The sequence below is a fragment of the Rhodococcus sp. NPDC055112 genome, assembly GCF_053607505.1.
Genome location: NZ_JBSGTR010000031.1, coordinates 38,743 through 56,972, shown reverse-complemented (window position 1 = coordinate 56,972; position 18,230 = coordinate 38,743). Strand labels below are relative to the sequence as shown.

Sequence of the window (18,230 nt, the reverse complement as noted above, 5' to 3'; positions counted from 1 at the left end):
GCTCCCCGATGGGGAGCCGGCCTCCGTTGTCAGGTCAGGACCCGAAGATGGATCCGATCGAGCCGAGGTCGACGGAGCCGGCGCCCGGGTCAACCGGGTCCGGGCCGCCCGGGTCGACCGGTCCGCCCGCGCCGACCTGGATGGTCGCGAGGGCCCGGCCGCCCGCGTTCACCGGAACGTCGTTGGCGGGCCGGGTGCCGTCCTTCGGGGTGCAGAAGGTCGGAGCGTTCTGGTTCGAGCCGAGCGCGAACGCCCGCGCCAGGAAGGTGTCGTAGTTCTTCTCGCTGTTGTAGTTCGCGGCGTCGCCCGAGACGCGCACCGTGGGGGTGACCACGCCCTCGGCGACGGCCTTGACGGTGACCTCGACGGCGGGCAGCTGGAACTTGGTGGAACCGTCGGCGGTCGGGTTGCCGTCCATGTCGGTCTTCGTCTTCTCCATCGAAATGCCGCCCGGGGTGTTCAGGCTGGATTTCGGGCCGTTGCCGACGGTCTCGTTGTCGCCGGACAGCCGCAGGATGGTGCCTGCCGCGTCGGGCTCGCCCGCGTCGTTGACGCGGATGACCGAGGGCGCGACGCCGGTCAGGCCCTTGCCGGTGCCCGCAACGACCGACGCGCCGACGAACTCGGTGTTCTCCGGGAGCTCCCAGTCGATCTTGAGTCGTTGGATGTCGGTGGTGGTGGCGATGGACTCCTTGTCCGGCAGGGAGCTCACCGTCGGCTGCAGGCGGTAGGTGAACTGTTCGCCGACCTTCACGGAGCCCGGGGCATCGATCGTCATGCCAAGCGGCTGCGACATGTGCTGGGTGAGGATCGCCCTCGCCTGGCAGGCGCCCTTGAACTCGATCGAGGTGGGCGCGGCGGATGCGGGCGACGCCATCAGCAGGCTGCCAGCGGCCAGCGCCGCGGCTGCGACCACGGGGACCGCGCCCCGGCGAACGTGCGTGAAGGACATGTAGTGCTCCTTATTGGCTTCGGAAACGGTTAGTTTCACAGAAGTAAAGAGTTTCTGTGACCTGGACCATAGAGGAGAACTCGTTCGCATAGGTACGTAATCGTTGAAACCGCGATCGGCCCAGCGTGGCAGGGGATCTGGGCGTCGCGGTTCCGCCTCGGATGGAACGCGTTACACCGGCTCGGCGCCGCCCCGCCGCCGGGGTGGCCGCGGTCTGTGCCGTCGGTGTCCACGGGTGGTTCCGGCATGATGGGTTCGGTGCAGGACAACCGACACACCAAGCCCCTGCTGATCGCCAGCGACGTCGACGGCACCCTGATCGACGACGAGGAAAAGGTCAGCCCCCGGACCAGGGCCGCCGTCCGGGCGGCGGTGGCCGACGGGACGCCGTTCGTGCTGTCCACCGGCCGCCCGCCGCGGTGGATCGCGCCGGTGGTCGATGAGCTGGGGTTCGCGCCGCTGGCCGTCTGCGCGAACGGCGCGGTGGTCTACGACAGCAATGCCGACAGGGTGCTCAGCGCGGTCACGCTGTCCACCGACGAGCTGGGCTGGCTGGCGGATCTGGCGATGAGCGCCCTGCCCGGCTGCGGCCTCGCCGCGGAGCGGGTCGGGGCCAGCGCGCACGACGCGGCCACCCCACAGTTCGTCAGCTCGCCGGGCTACGAGCACGCCTGGCTGAACCCGGACAACACCGAGATGTCAGGCGACGAGGTGCTGGCCCACCCCGCGGTGAAGCTGCTGATCCGGCTGCCCGGCACCAGCAGCGCCGCGATGGCCGCCGCCCTCGCCCCGCTGATCGGCGCCCGTGCGGACCTGACGTATTCGACCGACAAGGGCCTGATCGAGGTCTCCGCCCCCGGGATCACCAAGGCGTCCGGGCTCACGGTGGTCGCCGAGCAGCTCGGCATCCCGGTGTCCGGCATCGTGGCGTTCGGTGACATGCCCAACGACGTGCCCATGCTCACCCTGGCCCGGCACGGGGTCGCCATGGAGAACGCGCACCTCGACGCGATCACGGCGGCCGACGAGGTGACCACGTCGAATTCGGCGGACGGCGTGGCGCGGGTCCTCGAGCGCTGGTGGGGCTAGCTCCACGCACTGACCTTCCTGCTGCCCGCCGCCTCCGGCAGCCCTGCCGGAGGCGGCGAGGTGGCATCACCCGACGGCGGTTCCCTCGAGCTCGACCATCTGGCCGGGGATCGCCAGCCGGGTGACCCCGAGCATCGTGGTGGCCGGTGCCACCCCGGAGGCGCCCAACCTCGCCGCCAGCACGCCGTAGTGCTGGAAGAGCAGATCGACGTCGGTGGTGTAGACGTTGAGCCGCACGAGGTTCGCGAGGGACATGCCTGCCTCTCCGAGCACGGCCTCCATGTTGTCGAGGCTCAGCGCCAACTGCGCCGCCATGTCACCGTCATGCTCGGGCTTGCCGTCGCCGCTCATCGCGGTCTGCCCGGAGCAGTACAGGGTCCGGGTGTGCCCGGACACGAGCTCACCCTGGTTGAATCCCATCTCCACCGACCACGCCACAGGGTTGACTGCCGTTCGTTCCACTGCCACATCAGCTCCATTCGATTCGTTGACATACGTACGTCCGTCGGCCCGGCGGCCGCTGTCTGTGACGCCGTGGTGGCAAGCCTCCCAACGAATCACGACATCCTGTGTCGTGTATTCGGTAGAGTTTTCGCATGCGCGCCGACCGGTTGGTGTCGTTGGTGCTGCTGCTACGCCAGCGCGGTCGGCTGACCGCGGCCGAGCTGTCCGACGAGCTAGAGGTGTCCACCCGCACCGTGTTGCGCGACATCGAGGCGCTGTCCGTGGCAGGCGTCCCGGTCTTCGCCGAACGCGGCAGGCACGGCGGTTTCGCGTTGTTGCCCGGGTTTCGGACGGAGCTCACCGGGCTGAACTATGACGAGGCCCTTGCCTTGCTGGTCGCCGGATCGCGGCGCGGCGCACAGGCATTCGGCCTCGACTCGGCGCTTGCTGCGGCGATGCTCAAAGTGGTCGACGCGCTTCCCGAAAGCTATCGGGACACCGCAGCCGACGTGGCCGAGCGATTGCTCATCGACCCGGAGACCGACCTGCTGTCGCGTCGGCTGGACGCCGAGGAGGTGCCCGGCACCGTATTGGCCGAGATCCGGCGCGCGGTGTTCGCCGGAAACAAGCTGCGCATCCACTATGCGGCGCTCGACCAGACCCCGCAGTGGCGCACGGTGGACCCGATCGGGCTGGTCACCGTACGCGACCGGGGCTACCTGCTGGCCACGAGATCTGGAGAGGACCGCACCTACCGGCTGTCGCGGGTGGTGGCCGCGGAGGAACTCCTCGAACCGGCACAGCGACCGGACCGGGTCGATCTGGACCGTGCCTGGCGGGAACGCAGCACACGGTTTCGGACCAGCGGCGACCAGGTCACCGTGCTCGTACGGGTGAACCCGTCACGACGGGAGGACCTGCTGGCCACCGCGCTGGCCGTCCGCACCGAGGAACCCGACGAACACGGCTGGCTGCAGATGGAGGTGACCTTCCAAGATCCGCGACACGCCGAATGGGCGCTGTGGCAGCTCGCGCTGGACGCAGAAGCCCTTGCCCCGCAGTGGTTGCGCGACTCCCTGCGCAACCGCGCCGCCGCGATCGCCGCCCGTTACGGAGTCCCGTCCTGAGGGTTGCCGCGGTCTGCCCCGCTGGTCCGGCTGATGCGCTGAGAGGGACTGACGGCAGCGCGATCTCACTCGAGGTAGCGAAGCACGGCGAGCACCCGTCGGTGGTGGCCGTCCGACGGCGGCAGGTCCAGCTTGGTGAAGATGTTGCCGATGTGCTTCTCGACGGCTCTCTCGGTCACGTGCAGCGAGGCGGCCAGGGCGGCGTTGGACAGCCCCTGCGCCATCAGCCCGAGTACCTCCCGCTCGCGTGGGGTGAGGGCGTCGAGGGCCTGGGCCTTGCGGCTCGAGCCGATCAACTGGGTCACCACCTCGGGATCGAGGGCGGTCCCGCCTGCCGCCACCCGCTGCAGGGCATCGACGAACTCGCCGACATCCGCGACCCGGTCCTTGAGCAGATAGCCGACACCTGCGGCCTGTCCGGCGAGAAGCTCGGCGGCATAACGTGTCTCAACCCACTGGGAGAACACGAGCACCCCGATGTCGGGGAACCGGCGGCGCAGGGCCACCGCCTCGACCAGGCCCTCGTCGGTGAAGGTGGGTGGCATCCGGATGTCGACGACCGCGACATCAGGCAGGTGCTCGGCGACGGCCGCCCCCAGCGAGGTTGCGTCGCCGACGATGGCCACGACCTCGTGTCCACGTTCGATCAGCAACTGCGCCAGACCATCTCGGAGGATGGCGTTGTCCTCTGCGATCACGACCCGCATCAGTGTGTCCCGTCGACCGGCAACGAAAGGGTCACCACGGTCGGACCCCCGACCGGGCTGTCCACGTGCAGTGATCCGTCCACGGTACCGGCCCTGGCCGCGAGCCCGGCCAGCCCGCTGCCGCCTCCGATGACCGCCCCGCCGATGCCGTTGTCCCGCACCGACACCGACAGTCCATGGTCGTCTGACGTCGCGGACACCCATGCTCGGGTCGCCCCGGAATGCCTGGCGACGTTGGTGAGCAGCTCGGCGACGGAGAAGTAGGCGATCGTCTCGGTGCCGGGAGTCGGCCGCGGATCCACCGACACCGCGAGGTCGACCGGCACGGCGCTGCGGGCGGCCAGCGTCTGCAGCGCGGGGGCAAGGCCGAGGTCGAGGGCGGGCGGATGGATGCCCCGCACCACTTCCCGTAGCTCGGTCAGCGCGTCCTTGGCGGCGGAGTGCGCGCTGTGCACCAGCTCCGAGGGGTCCTCGCCCGCCGCGATCCGGTCCTCGGCGCGGCCCAGGGTCATCGCCATCGCCACCAGTCGGGCCTGGGTTCCGTCGTGCAGGTCGCGCTCGACCCGGCGCAGCCTCGTGGCCGAGTCCTCGACCGCCTCGGTGCGGGTGCGCTCGAGTTCCTCGACGCGAACGTCGCGAGGTGCGGGCCCGAGCAGTGCCCGGATCAGCACCCGGTCCAGCGCGGCGAGCCCGCGGATCGGCCAGGGCGCAAGGAACAGGCCGACGATGCCGGTCGCCGATAGCACCAGCATCTGCGCCCAGGTGTCGAGGTACACGTCACCGAACTGGATGAGGGAGTACCGGGCGACGCCGTTCGAGTCGTAGTTCACGGGATCGATCAGCCACCACAGCAGGGGCGAGACCGCGAAGCCCAACGAGACGACCGCGAAGAGTAGGGCGCCCCACACGGCTGCGATCGCGAGCAGGGTCTTGATCAGCATGAACGCGATCGCGCGCCATCCCGTTCGGTCGATGAGCCCGGACCAGATGAACCCGAGTGCACCGGGCCGAGGGGAGAACGGAGGCGGATCCTGCACCGGCGAGCGGAGCATCGACGCGGAGAGGGCGCGGTAGGCGTGTCCGAACCCCCTGGCCCCCACGATCATCGCCGCCAGCAGGGGGATGCCGATCAGGGTGATCACGAGGACGCCCCCGAACATGGCGCCAAGGAAGAGATAGGTGATGCCTGCGAGCGCCAGCACGGCGGTCGCCGTCAGGTAACCGGTCTCGCGCCAGGTCTGCGCGGCGATCGGGGCGCGGAGGAACTCGAGGAGCGGCGGTGCACGGTGCGCGGTCGTCGTCATGGGAACCATGTTTCCCGATGCCCGACGACCGTTCGAGGGTGTTGCCAGGCGATTCGGGGGTGTGGCCAGCCACACCCCCGGCGCGAGGCGCGGTGCTGTTCGCGCTGCGGAACGATGCTGCCGTTCTCGACGGGTTGTGGGGGCGCTTGGTCCGCCTGACGCGTTGAGACCTGGCCTCGATGACGTGACTGTCGACGGGCAGGCAATTTGCATGTGGTCTCGACGGGTCAGGAATTCCGACCGCGGAATGATGCCTTTCTCGGTCGATATCGCTCGATTGCATCGGGAGCGCCGCGCTCGTGAAGGACCTTCATGAAGTCGGTGAAATCGGACCCGATCCAGTCGGCGGTGACCTTGGTGTATGCATCTCGATACTTGATCTGTTCTGCCGGCGCCAAGTCTTCGAGGATTGGCTTGTCCTGAATCCATTCGCGGCTCCGACTGGAGCACCAGTATGTGAAGGTTTCATCTGTGACGAGGCCCTGCTGCCAGGCATGAAATTGATCAAACTGCAGATTCCAGAAAAGGCAAAAATACGCGAGTTGATTTGCCTTGGCGCCGCTCTTGTGGCGCATCTCCCAAATCTGATTGAAGCGTCTGTTGAACTCACTCAACGAGTCGGAACGCTTGCTCTGTTTGGTCAGATTGAGTGTGTTGACGAGCACTGCAACCGTGGCGGCCCCGACCAGGAAGGTCAGAGCAGCACCGGCGAGCGTGGCTCCGTATGCCCATTGCTGAAGGTCAATCTGAAAGTCAATCATCTTCCTCACCCCAGCTCGCTGGCGAAGAACCGCCACCGATGGTTTCTCGATACTCCTGCGAATGTCTTCCGAGCGCACGAGTAGTCAGCTACCTGAACCTATTTGCCTTCTGCTCGAGGTCGCGAAAGACGGCGGCCCTGCATCGGGATTCCGATGCAGGGCCGCCGCTTTCGTTCGATGTGCCCGAGGCTCAGCCGGCGGGCGCGGGCGCCGGTTCGGCGGCCGCAGGCGGAGCGGGAGGCGCCACAGGAGCGGGTGCCGCCTCGGCGACGGGTGCGGCGGCGGGGGTCGCGGCCGCGCCCTCCTGATAGGCCTTCGCGTAGGCGTCGTTGTAGGTCTTGATGATCGTGGTGACGATGCCGGTGACCTCGTTGAAGATCAACGATCCGCCCTCGAAGTCGGTGCGCTTGCCGTCCGGCACCGTGTACTCATCGCTGGTCGGCAGGCCGAGCGAACCGGAGTCGAGGCCGGCGGTCTGCCAGGTCTCGAAGATCTTGCCGAGCACCGTCCACACCCCGCCGTTCGGGGAGGTGGCGATGGCGCCGTTGGTGAACTTCACGACCTTGTTGCCGCCCTTGACCGGGATCTCGCCGGACAGCGAGTTCCCGAGGCGTCCGGTGTCGCCGCCCTCCGCGATCCACTTCTGTGCGATGGGGGAGGGGTCGGTCAGCCGGAGCAGCTCGCCGACCAGTGCGCCGATGGCGCCCGCCGTCGAGCCGGTGCCTGCCGCGGCAGCGTCAGGGGCGACCCCCGGCGTCGCGTTGTCGGTGGGCGAGTTGTTCGGTGCCGCGGCGAGCACGCCGGACGACGAACTCCCGCCCAGGTTCGCCGCCGCGATGTCGCGGATCTGGCCGAGCTTGGCGTAGCCGGCGTCGCCAGGGCAGCTGGTGTTGCCCACGTCGCGGTGCGCGAAGATGATCGGCAGGTCCACGGCCTCACCCTGGGCGTATGGCGTGAACTCGGTGCCCTCGGAGTACATCGTGGTGCGGCCCTTGGGATCCAGGCCCGCCTTTGCGAGTCGCCAGCCGAGGAACTTGCCGACCGCGTTGACGGTCTCCTGCGGCGGGGTCACCGTGGAGAAGTCGCCCATCATCGCGATGCCCATGGTGTTCTCGTTGAACCCGCCCGCGTGTGCGCCCTGGACGTTGCGGTCCAGACCGCCCGCGCGGCCCTCGAAGATCTGGCCGTACTTGTCGACAAGCACGTTGTAGCCGACATCGCACCAACCGAGCGTGGAGGCGTGGTATGCGTAGATCGCGCGGACGATCTCGACCGACTCCGACTTGGAGTAGTCGTTGCTACCCGCGGTGTGGTGCACCGTCGCGCCGCCGAGGGAGTCGTCGTACACCGGCTCCTGGCAGCGGATGGACTCGTCGGCCCCCCACTGCGCGCGGGTGATCACCTTCGGGCCGGACGAACTGCCGAGGGGAGACGCGATGTCGCCGAGGGTGCTGTCCGATGCCGAGGTGCCCGGCTCGATGAGCACGGCCGTGACCGCCTCGGCGAGCTGCTGCACGGACTTCGCCTGCTGAGCGGTGGCCGGTTGCGGCGCGGGCGCCTGCTGCGGTGCCTCCGGCTGCGGAGCCGGCGCCTGCTGCGGTGCCTCCGGCTGCGGCGCGGGTTCCTGGCCGCGCAGCGGGTTCGACAGCGCGGCGGGCGCGAAGCCCATCGGCAGCTGCGCGGGATCGGCCGGGGCGAGCTGGTTCGGCAGCGCCGGGGCAGGGACGCCGGGCGCCGGAGCGTCGGCGGTGCCCGACGCGGGCAGCGCCGCCGCGGCCTTCTCGACGTTGGTGACCAGCACCTGGACGGCCTTGGTGGCGCCGACGAACACCGGCTCGGTGCCCGTCTTGCCCCCCGTGGTCTTGTCGTCCTTGCGGGAGTCGATCTTCTCGGTGGTGAACCAGGGTCCCCACGAGCCGTCGGCCAGCTGGGCGCGAACCTTGGCGGCGGCGGCGCCGAGCTCCGAGGTCAGCGCGATCATGCTGAACGGGGTGTCGCGGGTGATCTCCTTGACCGCGGTCCCGAACTGCTCCTCGGGGACCGCGGCGGGAGCCGGTGCGGGAGCGGGAGCCGGTGCGCCGCCTGCGATGTCGCCGGGCGCGGTCAGCTGCGGGATCTGGATCGACGGCGGCAGCGAGATCCCGGGGGGCAACGGCAGGTTCTGCGGCAGCGGGATCTCGGTAGGGAGATTGGCCGGGATCGGGATCTTCTTCAGGTCGGAGAGTCTCAGGTCGGGCAGGTCGAGTCCGGTGATGTCCTTGAGCGGGATCACGATGTCGGGAACCTGCGCGAGGACAACCTCGGCGATCTGCGTCGGGACCGCCGACGGCGCGGAGGTGGTGGTGGAACGGACGCCGGTGGCGCTGGTGACGCCCCAGACCGCGAGCGGGCTCGCGATCGCCAAGGCGGCAACCGTGCCGAGAACGATTGACGGCTTTGGTCGGCGGTACGGCAAAAGGGACTCCCTCAGTTGTGGTTCGCGGGTGTCGGTGTCAGCAACTGGTGATGCAGGTGTGACGGTTGTTGCCATCGCTAGTCACTCTTGCCACACTAGTCACAAACTTTCCAACGCTCAACCTTAACTTGAGGCTTTCGAGATCGGCACGTACGCGCCACCGCGCGTCATCCCGTATGTCGCGCGCTGACGATCAACTCCGTCGATGAGGAGATCAGGGTATGGCGAGGACCCGTAGGAAGAAGTTTGTCGTCGGTCGCCCGATGCGGAGCGGCTGGACGCCGTTCGCGATGCGGGCCGCGATCCTGGGGCTGGCGCCCGTGCTCCTGGTCGGCGGCACCGTCGGCGTGGTGGTCGCAACCAGGTCGGCGAGTCCGGATGTCGCCGAGACCGTCGCCGCCGACGCCCCGTACACACTGACCGGCTACGGCCACGGTCACGGCCGGGGGATGGGGCAGTGGGGGGCGTACGGCTACGCCAAGCAGGGCTGGACCGCCGAACGCATTCTCGGCTACTACTACGGCGGAACCACGCTCGAAGCGTTGGGGGACAAGGCGATCGGTGTCCGGCTCATGGGCCTGGACGGCAAGGGGCTCGACGTGTTCTCGGATTCGCCGATGGGCGTTGCGGGCCGGACCGTGGCGCCGGGAGAGGCCGCGCACCTCACCGCGGCGCCCGGCGGCGGCGCGACGGTGGTGGTCACAAGGGGCTGTGACGGCGAGGTGCTGTGGCAGGAGTCCACCGCCCACCCCTGGGTGGACCCCGTCGACCTCGGTCCGGACCGGCCGGCGAACGAACACCTGAAGCTGTGTGGTGGCGGCGCGCCGTTCCGCGGCTCCCTCGGCGTCGCGCTCGAGGGCGACGCGCCCCGGGTCGTCAACCACGTCGGCATGGAGGACTATCTGCTCGGCGTCGTGCCGGCGGAGTCGAGGGCCGAATGGGCGGACACCGGTGGCGCGGAGGCACTGCGCGCGCAGGCCGTCGCGGCCCGGTCCTACGCGGCGGCCGAGAGCCGCTACGCCTACGCGGAGACCTGCGACACGCAGGACTGCCAGGTGTACGGCGGCTCGTCCAAGGAGAACCCGAAGACAACCGAGGCCGTCCGCTCCACCACGGGCAAGGTGCTGATGAAGGAGGGCAAGCCGGTCTCCGCGGAGTTCTCGGCGTCGACCGGCGGGTACAGCGCCGGCGGCGCGTTCGGGGCCGTCGAGGACCTCGGCGACACCGAATCGCCCAACCACAAATGGACGCAGACCCTGACAGCGGGCGAGATCGCCACCGCCTTCGGCGTCGGCGAGCTGCATTCGATCGAGGTCACCTCGCGCAACAACCTCGGGCCCGACGGCGGGCGGGTCACGGGGCTGAGGGTGGCGGGCTCGACCGGCACCAAGGAGGTGACCGGCGACGAGGCGCGCACCAAGCTGGGGCTGAAGTCCGACTGGTTCACCATCACCGAGGGGATCGGGCCCGCCGCGCCGCCGCCTGCCTCCGCTCTCGCTGCGCCGGGCGTCGACAACGCCGACCCGACCGGGGCTGTGGAGCCGACCGACATCGAGCGCAAGTACGCGGAGCTCGGGGGGCATCTGGGCGTACTCGGGGCCCCGGTCGGGCCGGAGCTGGCGATGCCCGACGAGGCGGGGCGGTTCCGGATGTACACGCACGGGGCCATCGTCTGGACCAAGATCACCGGCGCGCAGGTGCTCGATGCCAGCGTCCTGACGGCCAAGCTGCCCGGCCTGGGGAGCTGATCGCCGCTGCGCACGGATCCGGATGAGTACCGCCCGTGAACCGGGCGGAACTCATCCGGATGTCGGTGTCGGTGTCGGTGTCGGTGTCGGCGATGAGTTTCGGTTCCCTCCCGGGTCACAACATGTGAGAGTGAAAACCACGACCCTGGAGGCAACGATGCAGATCAACCCCTCACTCTGGTTCGACGATCAGGCCGAGGAGGCCGCGAACTACTACGTGTCGATCTTCAAGGACTCGAGGATCCTGACGATCGCCCGGTACCCGGCGGGAGCGCCGGGCCCGGAGGGCAGCGTGATGACCGTGGACTTCGAGCTGAACGGTCAGCAGTTCAACGCGATCAACGGCGGACCGCAGTTCACCTTCACCGAGGCGGTCTCCCTGCTCGTCAACTGCGATTCGCAGGAGGAGGTCGACGAGTACTGGGCCAAGCTGACCGCGGATGGCGGGCAGGAGGTGCAGTGCGGCTGGCTCAAGGACAAGTACGGACTGTCCTGGCAGATCGTGCCCCCGGGCTTCGACGAGATGATGGTCACCGGCGATCCCGAGAAGGCGCAGCGTGCCATGCAGGCGATGTTGCAGATGAAGAAGCTCGACGTGAACGAGCTGCGCCGGGCGTACGACGGAGAGTAGGGCCGCCGTCCTCGGCACATGATTGACAAAGTTGCTCATGTGTCTCACTCTCGACACATGACGACGACTATGTCCGGCCAGGCCGCCTACGTTCCGCGTTCGGCAGAGTCCTGGCGCGACCCCTGGGGCATGTACGCGGCGCTGCGCGAGCACGACCCGGTGCATCACGTCGTCCCCGAGCAGTCGCCCGCCGACGACTACTGGGTGCTGACCCGGCACGCCGACGTGTACGCGGCCGCGCGCGACCACGAGACGTTCTCGTCCGCGGACGGCCTGACCACGAGCTACGGCGAGCTCGACAAGATCGGGCTCAGGGACAACCCGCCTCTGGTGATGCTCGATCCGCCGGTGCACACCGACTTCCGTCGCCTCGTCGCCCGCGGGTTCACGCCGCGTCAGGTCGAGGCCGTGGAGCCTGCGGTCCGCGAGTTCGTCGTCGAGCGCATCGAGGGGTTGCGCGCGGCCGGCGGCGGCGACATCGTCACCGAGCTGTTCAAGCCGCTGCCGAGCATGGTGGTGGCGCATTACCTGGGCGTTCCCGAGGAGGACCGCGGGCAGTTCGACGGCTGGACCGAGGCGATCGTCGCCGCCAACGCCAACGGCGACCCGCTCGAGGCGGCGACCGCGGTCGGCGACCTGATGGGCTACTTCGGCGGGCTGATCGAACGGCGCAAGGCCGACGTCGCCGCGGGCAAGGAAGCCGACGACACCATCTCGCACCTCGTCGCCGCCGGCATCGCCGCCGACGGGGACTTCGCGGGCGTGCTGTCCATCCTGGGGTTCGCGTTCACGATGGTCACCGGTGGCAACGACACCACCACCGGCATGCTCGGCGGCTCCTCGGCGCTGCTCACCCAGCACCGCGACCAGCGCGCGCTGCTGCTGGAGGATCCGTCCCGCATCCCCGACGCCGTGGACGAGCTGCTCCGCCTCACCTCTCCGGTCCAGGGGCTGGCCCGCACGACAACCCGCGACGTCACGATCGAGGGCGTCACCATCCCCGCGGGCCGCAAGACGCTGCTGGTCTACGGGTCCGCGAACCGCGATCCGAGGGCGTACGGCGCGAACTCCGAGGAACTCGACGTGCTGCGGGCGCCCCGCCAGATCATGACCTTCAGTCACGGCAGCCACCACTGCCTCGGCGCCGCGGCCGCGCGCATGCAGGCCCGCGTCGCGCTCGAGGAACTGCTGGCCCGCTGCCCCGACTTCGAGGTGGACGTCGACGGCATCGAGTACGCGGCCGGTAACTACGTCCGGCGGCCAACGCACGTACCGTTCCGGCCATGAGTTCGGGAACCTGGCTGCGCGACGAACGCACCGATCTCGCGGCGGAGCGCATCCTCGACGCGGCAGCGGAGCTGTTCGTCGAGCGCGGCGTCGCGACGACCGGCATGGCCGAGGTCGCCAAGGCCGCCGGGTGCTCGCGCGCGACCCTGTACCGCTACTTCGAGAACCGCCGCGCGCTGCACCTGGCGTTCGTGCACCGGGAGGCGCGGCGGCTCGGTGAGCGGGTGACCGGCTTGGTGGCAGGCATCGAGGATCCGCGCGAGCGGATCACCGCGGCCATCCTCGCCTCGGTGCGCGAGGTGCGCGCGACACCGACGCTGGCCGCCTGGTTCGGGCTCGGCGACGCGGGCATCGCCTCCGAGCTGGCCGGGACCTCGCAGGTGATCGAGGTGCTCGGCGCGAGCTTCCTCGGCGACGCGGGGGGCAGCGACGACCGCGAGATCTCCAGGCGGGCACGGTGGTTGGTCCGAGTCATCGTCTCGTTGCTCACCGTCCCCGGCGCCGATGACGCCGACGAGAAAGCGATGATCGAGCAGTTCGTGATCCCGGTGCTGATGGCGCCCGCCCACCGGGTCTGACGACCGCGGCCGGCTGGCCCGGGCGTGGTGACGCCACCGGCCGGCTCGTCGCCGAGAGTCCTGGTCCACACGCGGGGGATTGTGCGACCCGCATCACGTCTGTACCGTCTCGGCACAACATGTGAGACGGACTGGTCTCACTTTGACTCTGGGGGAGCCATGCGCGGTGTAGGACAACGACGGATGCGGCGGGCGGGAGTCCCGGTCGCGGTCCTCGCCCTGGCGGTCGTGATGGGCGCCGGGAGCGTGGCGGCCCAGCCCGCGCACCAGTCGGACGTGGCGGTCGCGCCCGCGCTGCCCTTCCCCGTCCCGCCGAGCCCACCCGAGTTGGACCCCGCGTTCTACGCGCCGCCGCTGTCGGCCTACGAGTCCCTCGCGCCAGGCGAGATCATCGCCGCGCGCACGGTGAACGTCGCCAATCTCAACGCGATTCCGGTGAATGTCGACGCGTGGCAACTGTCGTACCGATCCACCAACACCCGTGACGAGCCCGTCGCGGCCGTGACGACCGTGCTCAAGCCCCGCGGGCCCGCGAAGGACGGCGGCGGCAAGCTCGTGTCCTTCCAGATCGCCGAGGATGCGACAGCCCAGTACTGCGCGCCCTCCTACGCCCTGCAGCTCGCGTCGGTGCCGACCCTCGTCACCGGCTCGCAGATCGTCTCCCTCGAGTTCCTCGAGGTCCAGACCGCGCTCGCCCAGGGCTGGGCGGTCTCGGTACCGGACTATCAGGGCCCGAATTCGGCCTACGCTGTCGGACCGCTCGGCGGGCGCCTCACGCTCGACGGCATCCGTGCCGCCGAGCGGTTCGCGCCGCTGGAGCTGCCCGGTACGCAGACCCGGGTCGGCATGTGGGGGTACTCGGGAGGGGCGATCGCGACGGGTCACGCCGCCGAGATGCAGCCGTCCTATGCGCCCGAGATCGATCTGGTCGGGGCCGCGGAGGGCGGCGTGCCCGCGGACCTGAGCGTGGTGCTGAACAACGCCGACAACGCCGCGCCATCGGGACTCGTTCTCGCGGCCGTTCTGGGTCTCGGACGCGAGTACCCCGAGTTCCAGCAGTTCCTCGACCAGCGGATGAATCCGCTGGGGCGGGCGCTGATGACCGTCAAGAACCCGTTGTGTGTCTCGTACCAGGCCGCGCTCGTTCCGTTCGCAAACAACAAGGGCATGCTCGACGTCCCAGGCGATCCGCTGGACGAGCCCGTGGTCCGGTCGGTGATCGACCGAACCCGGATGGGGAAGTCCGTGCCGGAGGCGCCGCTGTTCATCTACCAGTCCAATCCGGACTGGATCATCCCGGTCGGACAGGTGAACGCTCTGGTCGACTCCTATTGCCAGGACCCCTCGGCGCGGGTGCAGTACACCCGCGACCACTTCAGCGAGCACCTGTCGCTCGGTGCGGCGGGAGCGCCGAGCGCCCTGATGTGGCTGCGTGACCGCATGAACGGGGTGCAGGCCCAACCGGGCTGCCAGGTCAGGGACGTCGGATCGATGACCCTCGACCAGTCGACCTGGCCGACCTTCACCGCAGCGGTGGGCGAGGTGCTCGCCGGTCTGTTCGGCAAGGCGATCGGCGCCGGGCGCTGAGGTCAGCGCCCCGCCGGGCGCTCGCTGACGAGCGCCACCAGGATGGTGCTCAGAACCTCGACGAGATCGGTGACGGGCGGCCGGGGTTCGGTGATGCTCCATTCGTGGACCAGGCCGTTCACGGCACCGATGAACGCGGTCGCGGACATCTCGTAGCCGCCGGGCGGGCGGAGGTCGGGCCCGACGATCGCGCGGAGCAGTGACTCGAACACCCGGGCCCAGTCCCGGCGTTGGGCGAGGCGGTGCCGCTCCACCTGGTCGTTCACGCCGACGATCTCGACGAACGCGATCTTCGCGCGGCGGGTATCGGTCCCGATCGACGTCACGTAGGCGGTCATGACCGTCGAGGCGGCCAGCCACAGATCGGTTGGCGGCACCGATTCGTAGGCGGCGGCGATCGCGGCGCCCGCGTCGCGCTGGATGCCGTCGTACAGCGCCACCAGGATCTCCTCGCGGCCCGCGAACTCCTCGTAGAACTGTCGGCGGGAGAGCCCCGCCTCTGCGCAGATGTCGCTGATCGTGCTGTTGACATAGGACTTGTCGGCGAACACCGTCAGCGCCGCGTCGAGGAACCGCGCACGTCGGTCCGCCCGTCGGTCCGTAACCGACCGGCCGCCATAGCTCCGGCTCGATTCCGGCGTCGTCACGGGCGCGAGCCTACCGCCGCGCGGTGAGAGCGGTGACCGGGCTCAGACCTGCACGGTGTCCACGATCTGCCCGATGCCGTAGGTGACGAGCATCGCGAGCGCGCCGCCCAGCACCACCCGCAGTACGGCCTTCCCGCGTGGGGACCCGCCGAGGCGGGCACTGACACTGCCGGTCAGCGCGAGCGCGACGAGCACCGCGACGAACGTGATCGGCACGCGCGAGGTGGCGGGCGGGACGAGGATCGCGATCAGCGGCAACAGGGCGCCGAGGGTGAAGGAGATGGCCGAGGAGATGGCGGCCTGCCACGGATTGGTCAGCTCGTCGGGGTCGATGCCCAGCTCGGCGTCGGCGTGCGCGACGAACGCGTCGTGCGCCGTCAGTTCCTTCGCCACGGTGCGGGCGGTCGCGGGGGTCAGGCCCTTCGCCTCGTACAGGGATGCGAGCTCGTCGAGTTCGGCGTCGGGCAGCTCGGCGAGTTCCCGGCGTTCCTTGGCCAGCAGCGACCGCTCGGTGTCGCGCTGGGTGCTGACCGAGACGTACTCGCCCAGCGCCATGGACACCGCCCCGGCCGCCAGCCCGGCGATGCCCGCGGTGAGGATCGGGCCGCGGGCGGTGCTCGCGGCGGCGACGCCGACGACCAGACCGGCGGTGGAGACGATGCCGTCGTTGGCGCCGAGTACGCCCGCACGCAGCCAGTTCAGCTTGGCGGAGAGCCCCTGCACGTGCGGCTCCGCCGGATGCGAGGTCGGGAGTTGATCCGGATCGGAACTCATGGGCGGAACGCTATCGGTATCAAGGTGACTCGGCCAGCAATGCAAGGCTCGCCGAAGTCGCGCCGCCGTACCCTCGGGCACGTGAGAATCGAACCCGAACCCTGGTCGGGGGCCCGCGTTGTCCACGTGGACCTGCTGGCCGCGAAGACGTTGGTGTTCGACCCGTGCGGCTTCGCCTGCTCCGCTCCGGTGCCCGAGCCGGAGAGCGCGGCCTACGGGGCGCACGAGTTCACGGTCGACGGCCGGCCGATCCGGTTCCGGGTCGCCAAGACGACACCGAAGAAGATCGGTCAGTTCGTCACCATGTGGAAGCGGTCGGTGCAGGGCCCCATCGCGCCCTTCGACGTCGACGACCCGGTCGATTTGTTCATCGTCAGCGCCCGCGACGGCGAACGCCTCGGTCAGTTCGTCTTCCCGAAAAGGGTGCTCGCCGATCGGGGTGTGCTGTCGCGGGACGGCGCGGGCGGGAAGCGGGCGATCCGCGTGTACCCGCCGTGGGCGGCGCCGACCAGCCGCCAGGCTCGCGGCACCCAGGCGTGGCAGTTGGACCATTTCCTGCCGATCGCGGACGCGGGCACCCTCGACGTCGACCGCGCCCTTGCGCTCTATCGGGCTCAGAGGCCACGCAGGTAGGCGCCTGTATCCAGGGTCGGCTCAGTCGTGGAGAGTGACGTCGGGCAGTGGCCGGCCGGTGGCGTCGAACAACACGGTTCCACAATCGCAGCGCTCGTCGGCCAGGGTCTCGTTCGCAGGCAGTTCCCAGACCAGCATCTGCGAGCAGTCCGGGCAGTTCAGGCTGACCAGGGTCTCCTCGGGTTCCGAGCCCCAGGCCCGCACCGGGAGGCCCTCGTGCATCAGGCCGGTCAGCTCACCCTCGCCGGTCAGTGCCACCAGTACCTCGTAGGTGTCGGTTCCGTTGTCCCACACCGCGAGCGTGCAGCCGAGATCTGCCAGCACACCGGACAGATGATCGAGCTGGCGGACCGGGAAATCACCGCGGCCCAGAGTCGGGTCGGCCTCGGCCGCCCGGTAGACGACGTCGGTGTCGACGTCCGTCGGCTCTGCCCCGAAGGCCCGCACCCGACGGGCCACGAACGCCGCCAGCTGGCCTTGGTGCTCCTCGCCCGTCCAGTCCATCCCGAACATCACACTGTCGACGCGGATCCCCCTTGCCCGCTCGCCGGGGGTCAGGACCAGCTCTTCCAGCTCTGTCACGGCGATCACGCTATCAACTGCCGGGCGCGCCTTGACATTGACGCTGCGTCAACATTCATTCTTGTCTTGTCGGTCCGCACCGACACCGACGAGAGGAACCCTGGATGGCAGGCGAATGGTCGATCCAGGACCTGGCCAAGGCGGCCGGGACCACCAGTCGCACGCTGCGCCACTACGGCGAGCAGGGGCTGCTGGAACCGAGCCGGATCGGCGCCAACGGATACCGGTACTACGACCAGGACGCACTCGTGCGGCTGCAGCGGATCCTGCTGCTGCGCGAACTCGGCCTCGGCCTCCCGGCCATCGCCGAGGTCCTGGGCGGCGAGCGGGACACCGCGGCCGCGCTGCGCACCCACCTCGCCCTGCTCGAGCAGGAGCTCGGCCGGGTGCGACGGCAGATCGAGTCGGTGCGGACGACATTGCGGAAAACGGAAGGAGGTGAACAACTGATGGCAGAGGAAGTTTTCGACGGCTTCGACCACACCCAACACAAGGACGAGGTGGTCGAACGCTGGGGCGAGCAGGCCTACCGGTCCGGCGACCGGTGGTGGCGCGGCCTGACCGGCGATCAGCGTCGGGACTGGCAGGCGGCAGTGGCCCAGCTCAATGCCGACTGGATCGACGCCGCGACCTCGGGCTCGACGCCCGGCGGTGAGCGGGCACAGGACCTGGCCCGTCGCCACGTCGAGTGGCTCGGCGGCATCCCCGGCACACCGGGGTGCGGCGCGGCTCCGGACAAGGAGTACATCCTGGGTCTGGGTGAGATGTACGTCGCGGACGAGCGCTTCGCCGCCAACTACGGCGGCACGCAGGGCGCGGCCTTCGTGCGGGACGCGTTGGCGGCATACGTCGAGCGCAACCTGTAGGTGACGACGGCGTGAACTCCGGCTGCAGACGGAGTTCACCCCGGCGAGGCGCCCACCG

Annotated in this window: 18 protein-coding genes; 9 read left to right on the top strand and 9 right to left on the bottom strand. The window is 69.5% G+C overall.

All coding sequences use genetic code 11. The features are described from left to right. Positions 1–34 precede the first annotated feature (34 nt). Positions 35–952 carry an Ig-like domain-containing protein gene (locus ACWFRB_RS15260; RefSeq protein ID WP_452641978.1) on the bottom strand — a complete coding sequence of 306 codons (918 nt, stop codon included), beginning with the start codon at positions 950–952 and terminating at the stop codon, positions 35–37. Between the two features lie 258 nt (positions 953–1,210). Between ACWFRB_RS15260 and ACWFRB_RS15255 the strand changes: the two genes are divergently transcribed. Continuing rightward, the gene (locus tag ACWFRB_RS15255) at positions 1,211–2,041 is read left to right on the top strand and encodes an HAD family hydrolase (protein WP_452641977.1); all 831 of its coding nucleotides are present in this window, start codon (positions 1,211–1,213) and stop codon (positions 2,039–2,041) included. 66 nt (positions 2,042–2,107) lie between these two features. On the opposite strand, the gene ACWFRB_RS15250 is transcribed toward ACWFRB_RS15255, so the two are convergent. After that, on the bottom strand, positions 2,108–2,503 hold the full coding sequence (locus tag ACWFRB_RS15250; RefSeq protein WP_452641984.1) for a RidA family protein: 396 nt from the start codon (positions 2,501–2,503) through the stop codon (positions 2,108–2,110). A 134-nt stretch (positions 2,504–2,637) separates the two neighbouring features. Here ACWFRB_RS15250 and ACWFRB_RS15245 point away from each other — a divergent pair, with 134 nt between their 5' ends. Next, positions 2,638–3,612 (top strand): helix-turn-helix transcriptional regulator, encoded by a 975-nt coding sequence (locus ACWFRB_RS15245; protein WP_452641976.1) that lies wholly within the window; start codon positions 2,638–2,640, stop codon positions 3,610–3,612. A 65-nt stretch (positions 3,613–3,677) separates the two neighbouring features. On the opposite strand, the gene ACWFRB_RS15240 is transcribed toward ACWFRB_RS15245, so the two are convergent. From ACWFRB_RS15240 to ACWFRB_RS15225, 4 genes are all read right to left on the bottom strand, one after another. Beyond that, positions 3,678–4,319 carry a LuxR C-terminal-related transcriptional regulator gene (locus ACWFRB_RS15240; RefSeq protein ID WP_452641975.1) on the bottom strand — a complete coding sequence of 214 codons (642 nt, stop codon included), beginning with the start codon at positions 4,317–4,319 and terminating at the stop codon, positions 3,678–3,680. Then, on the bottom strand, positions 4,319–5,623 hold the full coding sequence (locus ACWFRB_RS15235) for a sensor histidine kinase (protein ID WP_452641974.1): 1,305 nt from the start codon (positions 5,621–5,623) through the stop codon (positions 4,319–4,321). Before ACWFRB_RS15235 ends, ACWFRB_RS15240 begins: the two co-directional genes overlap by 1 nt. 227 nt (positions 5,624–5,850) lie before the next feature. Next, positions 5,851–6,384 (bottom strand): hypothetical protein, encoded by a 534-nt coding sequence (locus ACWFRB_RS15230; protein WP_452641973.1) that lies wholly within the window; start codon positions 6,382–6,384, stop codon positions 5,851–5,853. Between the two features lie 190 nt (positions 6,385–6,574). Next, the gene (locus ACWFRB_RS15225) at positions 6,575–8,839 is read right to left on the bottom strand and encodes an N-acetylmuramoyl-L-alanine amidase (protein ID WP_452641972.1); all 2,265 of its coding nucleotides are present in this window, start codon (positions 8,837–8,839) and stop codon (positions 6,575–6,577) included. 221 nt (positions 8,840–9,060) lie between these two features. On the opposite strand from ACWFRB_RS15225, the gene ACWFRB_RS15220 reads away from it, so the two are divergent. The 5 genes from ACWFRB_RS15220 (at position 9,061) to ACWFRB_RS15200 (ending at position 14,670) form a co-directional block, all read left to right on the top strand. Continuing rightward, on the top strand, positions 9,061–10,587 hold the full coding sequence (locus ACWFRB_RS15220) for a SpoIID/LytB domain-containing protein (protein WP_452641971.1): 1,527 nt from the start codon (positions 9,061–9,063) through the stop codon (positions 10,585–10,587). Between the two features lie 157 nt (positions 10,588–10,744). Beyond that, complete coding sequence (locus ACWFRB_RS15215) at positions 10,745–11,218, top strand: VOC family protein (protein ID WP_452641983.1); 474 nt, start codon at positions 10,745–10,747, stop codon at positions 11,216–11,218. Between the two features lie 57 nt (positions 11,219–11,275). Continuing rightward, positions 11,276–12,505, top strand: coding sequence for a cytochrome P450 (locus tag ACWFRB_RS15210; protein ID WP_452641970.1), 1,230 nt, complete (start codon positions 11,276–11,278; stop codon positions 12,503–12,505). Continuing rightward, positions 12,502–13,083 (top strand): TetR/AcrR family transcriptional regulator, encoded by a 582-nt coding sequence (locus ACWFRB_RS15205; RefSeq protein ID WP_452641969.1) that lies wholly within the window; start codon positions 12,502–12,504, stop codon positions 13,081–13,083. The genes ACWFRB_RS15210 and ACWFRB_RS15205 overlap by 4 nt, the downstream gene beginning before the upstream one ends. 159 nt (positions 13,084–13,242) lie before the next feature. Continuing rightward, entirely contained in the window at positions 13,243–14,670 is a 1,428-nt protein-coding gene (locus ACWFRB_RS15200; protein WP_452641968.1) for a lipase family protein, read from the top strand. Positions 14,671–14,672: 2 nt separating this feature from the next. On the opposite strand, the gene ACWFRB_RS15195 is transcribed toward ACWFRB_RS15200, so the two are convergent. Then, positions 14,673–15,317 (bottom strand): TetR/AcrR family transcriptional regulator, encoded by a 645-nt coding sequence (locus tag ACWFRB_RS15195; RefSeq protein ID WP_452641967.1) that lies wholly within the window; start codon positions 15,315–15,317, stop codon positions 14,673–14,675. Between the two features lie 42 nt (positions 15,318–15,359). Beyond that, the gene (locus tag ACWFRB_RS15190; protein WP_452641966.1) at positions 15,360–16,091 is read right to left on the bottom strand and encodes a VIT1/CCC1 transporter family protein; all 732 of its coding nucleotides are present in this window, start codon (positions 16,089–16,091) and stop codon (positions 15,360–15,362) included. A gap of 81 nt (positions 16,092–16,172) precedes the next feature. Here ACWFRB_RS15190 and ACWFRB_RS15185 point away from each other — a divergent pair, with 81 nt between their 5' ends. Then, positions 16,173–16,724, top strand: a complete 552-nt coding sequence (locus ACWFRB_RS15185) for a MepB family protein (RefSeq protein WP_452641965.1) — start codon at positions 16,173–16,175, stop codon at positions 16,722–16,724. Positions 16,725–16,745: 21 nt separating this feature from the next. Here the strand turns inward: ACWFRB_RS15185 and ACWFRB_RS15180 are convergent, their stop codons facing one another. Beyond that, the gene (locus ACWFRB_RS15180; RefSeq protein WP_452641964.1) at positions 16,746–17,306 is read right to left on the bottom strand and encodes a hypothetical protein; all 561 of its coding nucleotides are present in this window, start codon (positions 17,304–17,306) and stop codon (positions 16,746–16,748) included. Positions 17,307–17,410: 104 nt separating this feature from the next. On the opposite strand from ACWFRB_RS15180, the gene ACWFRB_RS15175 reads away from it, so the two are divergent. Continuing rightward, on the top strand, positions 17,411–18,172 hold the full coding sequence (locus tag ACWFRB_RS15175; RefSeq protein WP_452641963.1) for a MerR family transcriptional regulator: 762 nt from the start codon (positions 17,411–17,413) through the stop codon (positions 18,170–18,172). Positions 18,173–18,230: the final 58 nt, after the last annotated feature.

Excerpts from the sequence above, each read along its gene's own strand:
- ACWFRB_RS15245 (WP_452641976.1), top strand. The coding sequence starts at position 2,638 with ATGCGCGCCGACCGGTTGGTGTCGTTGGTGCTGCTGCTACGCCAGCGC.
- ACWFRB_RS15200 (WP_452641968.1), top strand. The coding sequence starts at position 13,243 with ATGCGCGGTGTAGGACAACGACGGATGCGGCGGGCGGGAGTCCCGGTC.
- ACWFRB_RS15175 (WP_452641963.1), top strand. The coding sequence starts at position 17,411 with ATGGCAGGCGAATGGTCGATCCAGGACCTGGCCAAGGCGGCCGGGACC.
- ACWFRB_RS15235 (WP_452641974.1), bottom strand. The coding sequence starts at position 5,623 with ATGACGACGACCGCGCACCGTGCACCGCCGCTCCTCGAGTTCCTCCGC.
- ACWFRB_RS15220 (WP_452641971.1), top strand. The coding sequence starts at position 9,061 with ATGGCGAGGACCCGTAGGAAGAAGTTTGTCGTCGGTCGCCCGATGCGG.
- ACWFRB_RS15230 (WP_452641973.1), bottom strand. The coding sequence starts at position 6,384 with ATGATTGACTTTCAGATTGACCTTCAGCAATGGGCATACGGAGCCACG.
- ACWFRB_RS15260 (WP_452641978.1), bottom strand. The coding sequence starts at position 952 with ATGTCCTTCACGCACGTTCGCCGGGGCGCGGTCCCCGTGGTCGCAGCC.
- ACWFRB_RS15205 (WP_452641969.1), top strand. The coding sequence starts at position 12,502 with ATGAGTTCGGGAACCTGGCTGCGCGACGAACGCACCGATCTCGCGGCG.
- ACWFRB_RS15210 (WP_452641970.1), top strand. The coding sequence starts at position 11,276 with ATGACGACGACTATGTCCGGCCAGGCCGCCTACGTTCCGCGTTCGGCA.
- ACWFRB_RS15240 (WP_452641975.1), bottom strand. The coding sequence starts at position 4,319 with ATGCGGGTCGTGATCGCAGAGGACAACGCCATCCTCCGAGATGGTCTG.
- ACWFRB_RS15190 (WP_452641966.1), bottom strand. The coding sequence starts at position 16,091 with ATGAGTTCCGATCCGGATCAACTCCCGACCTCGCATCCGGCGGAGCCG.
- ACWFRB_RS15215 (WP_452641983.1), top strand. The coding sequence starts at position 10,745 with ATGCAGATCAACCCCTCACTCTGGTTCGACGATCAGGCCGAGGAGGCC.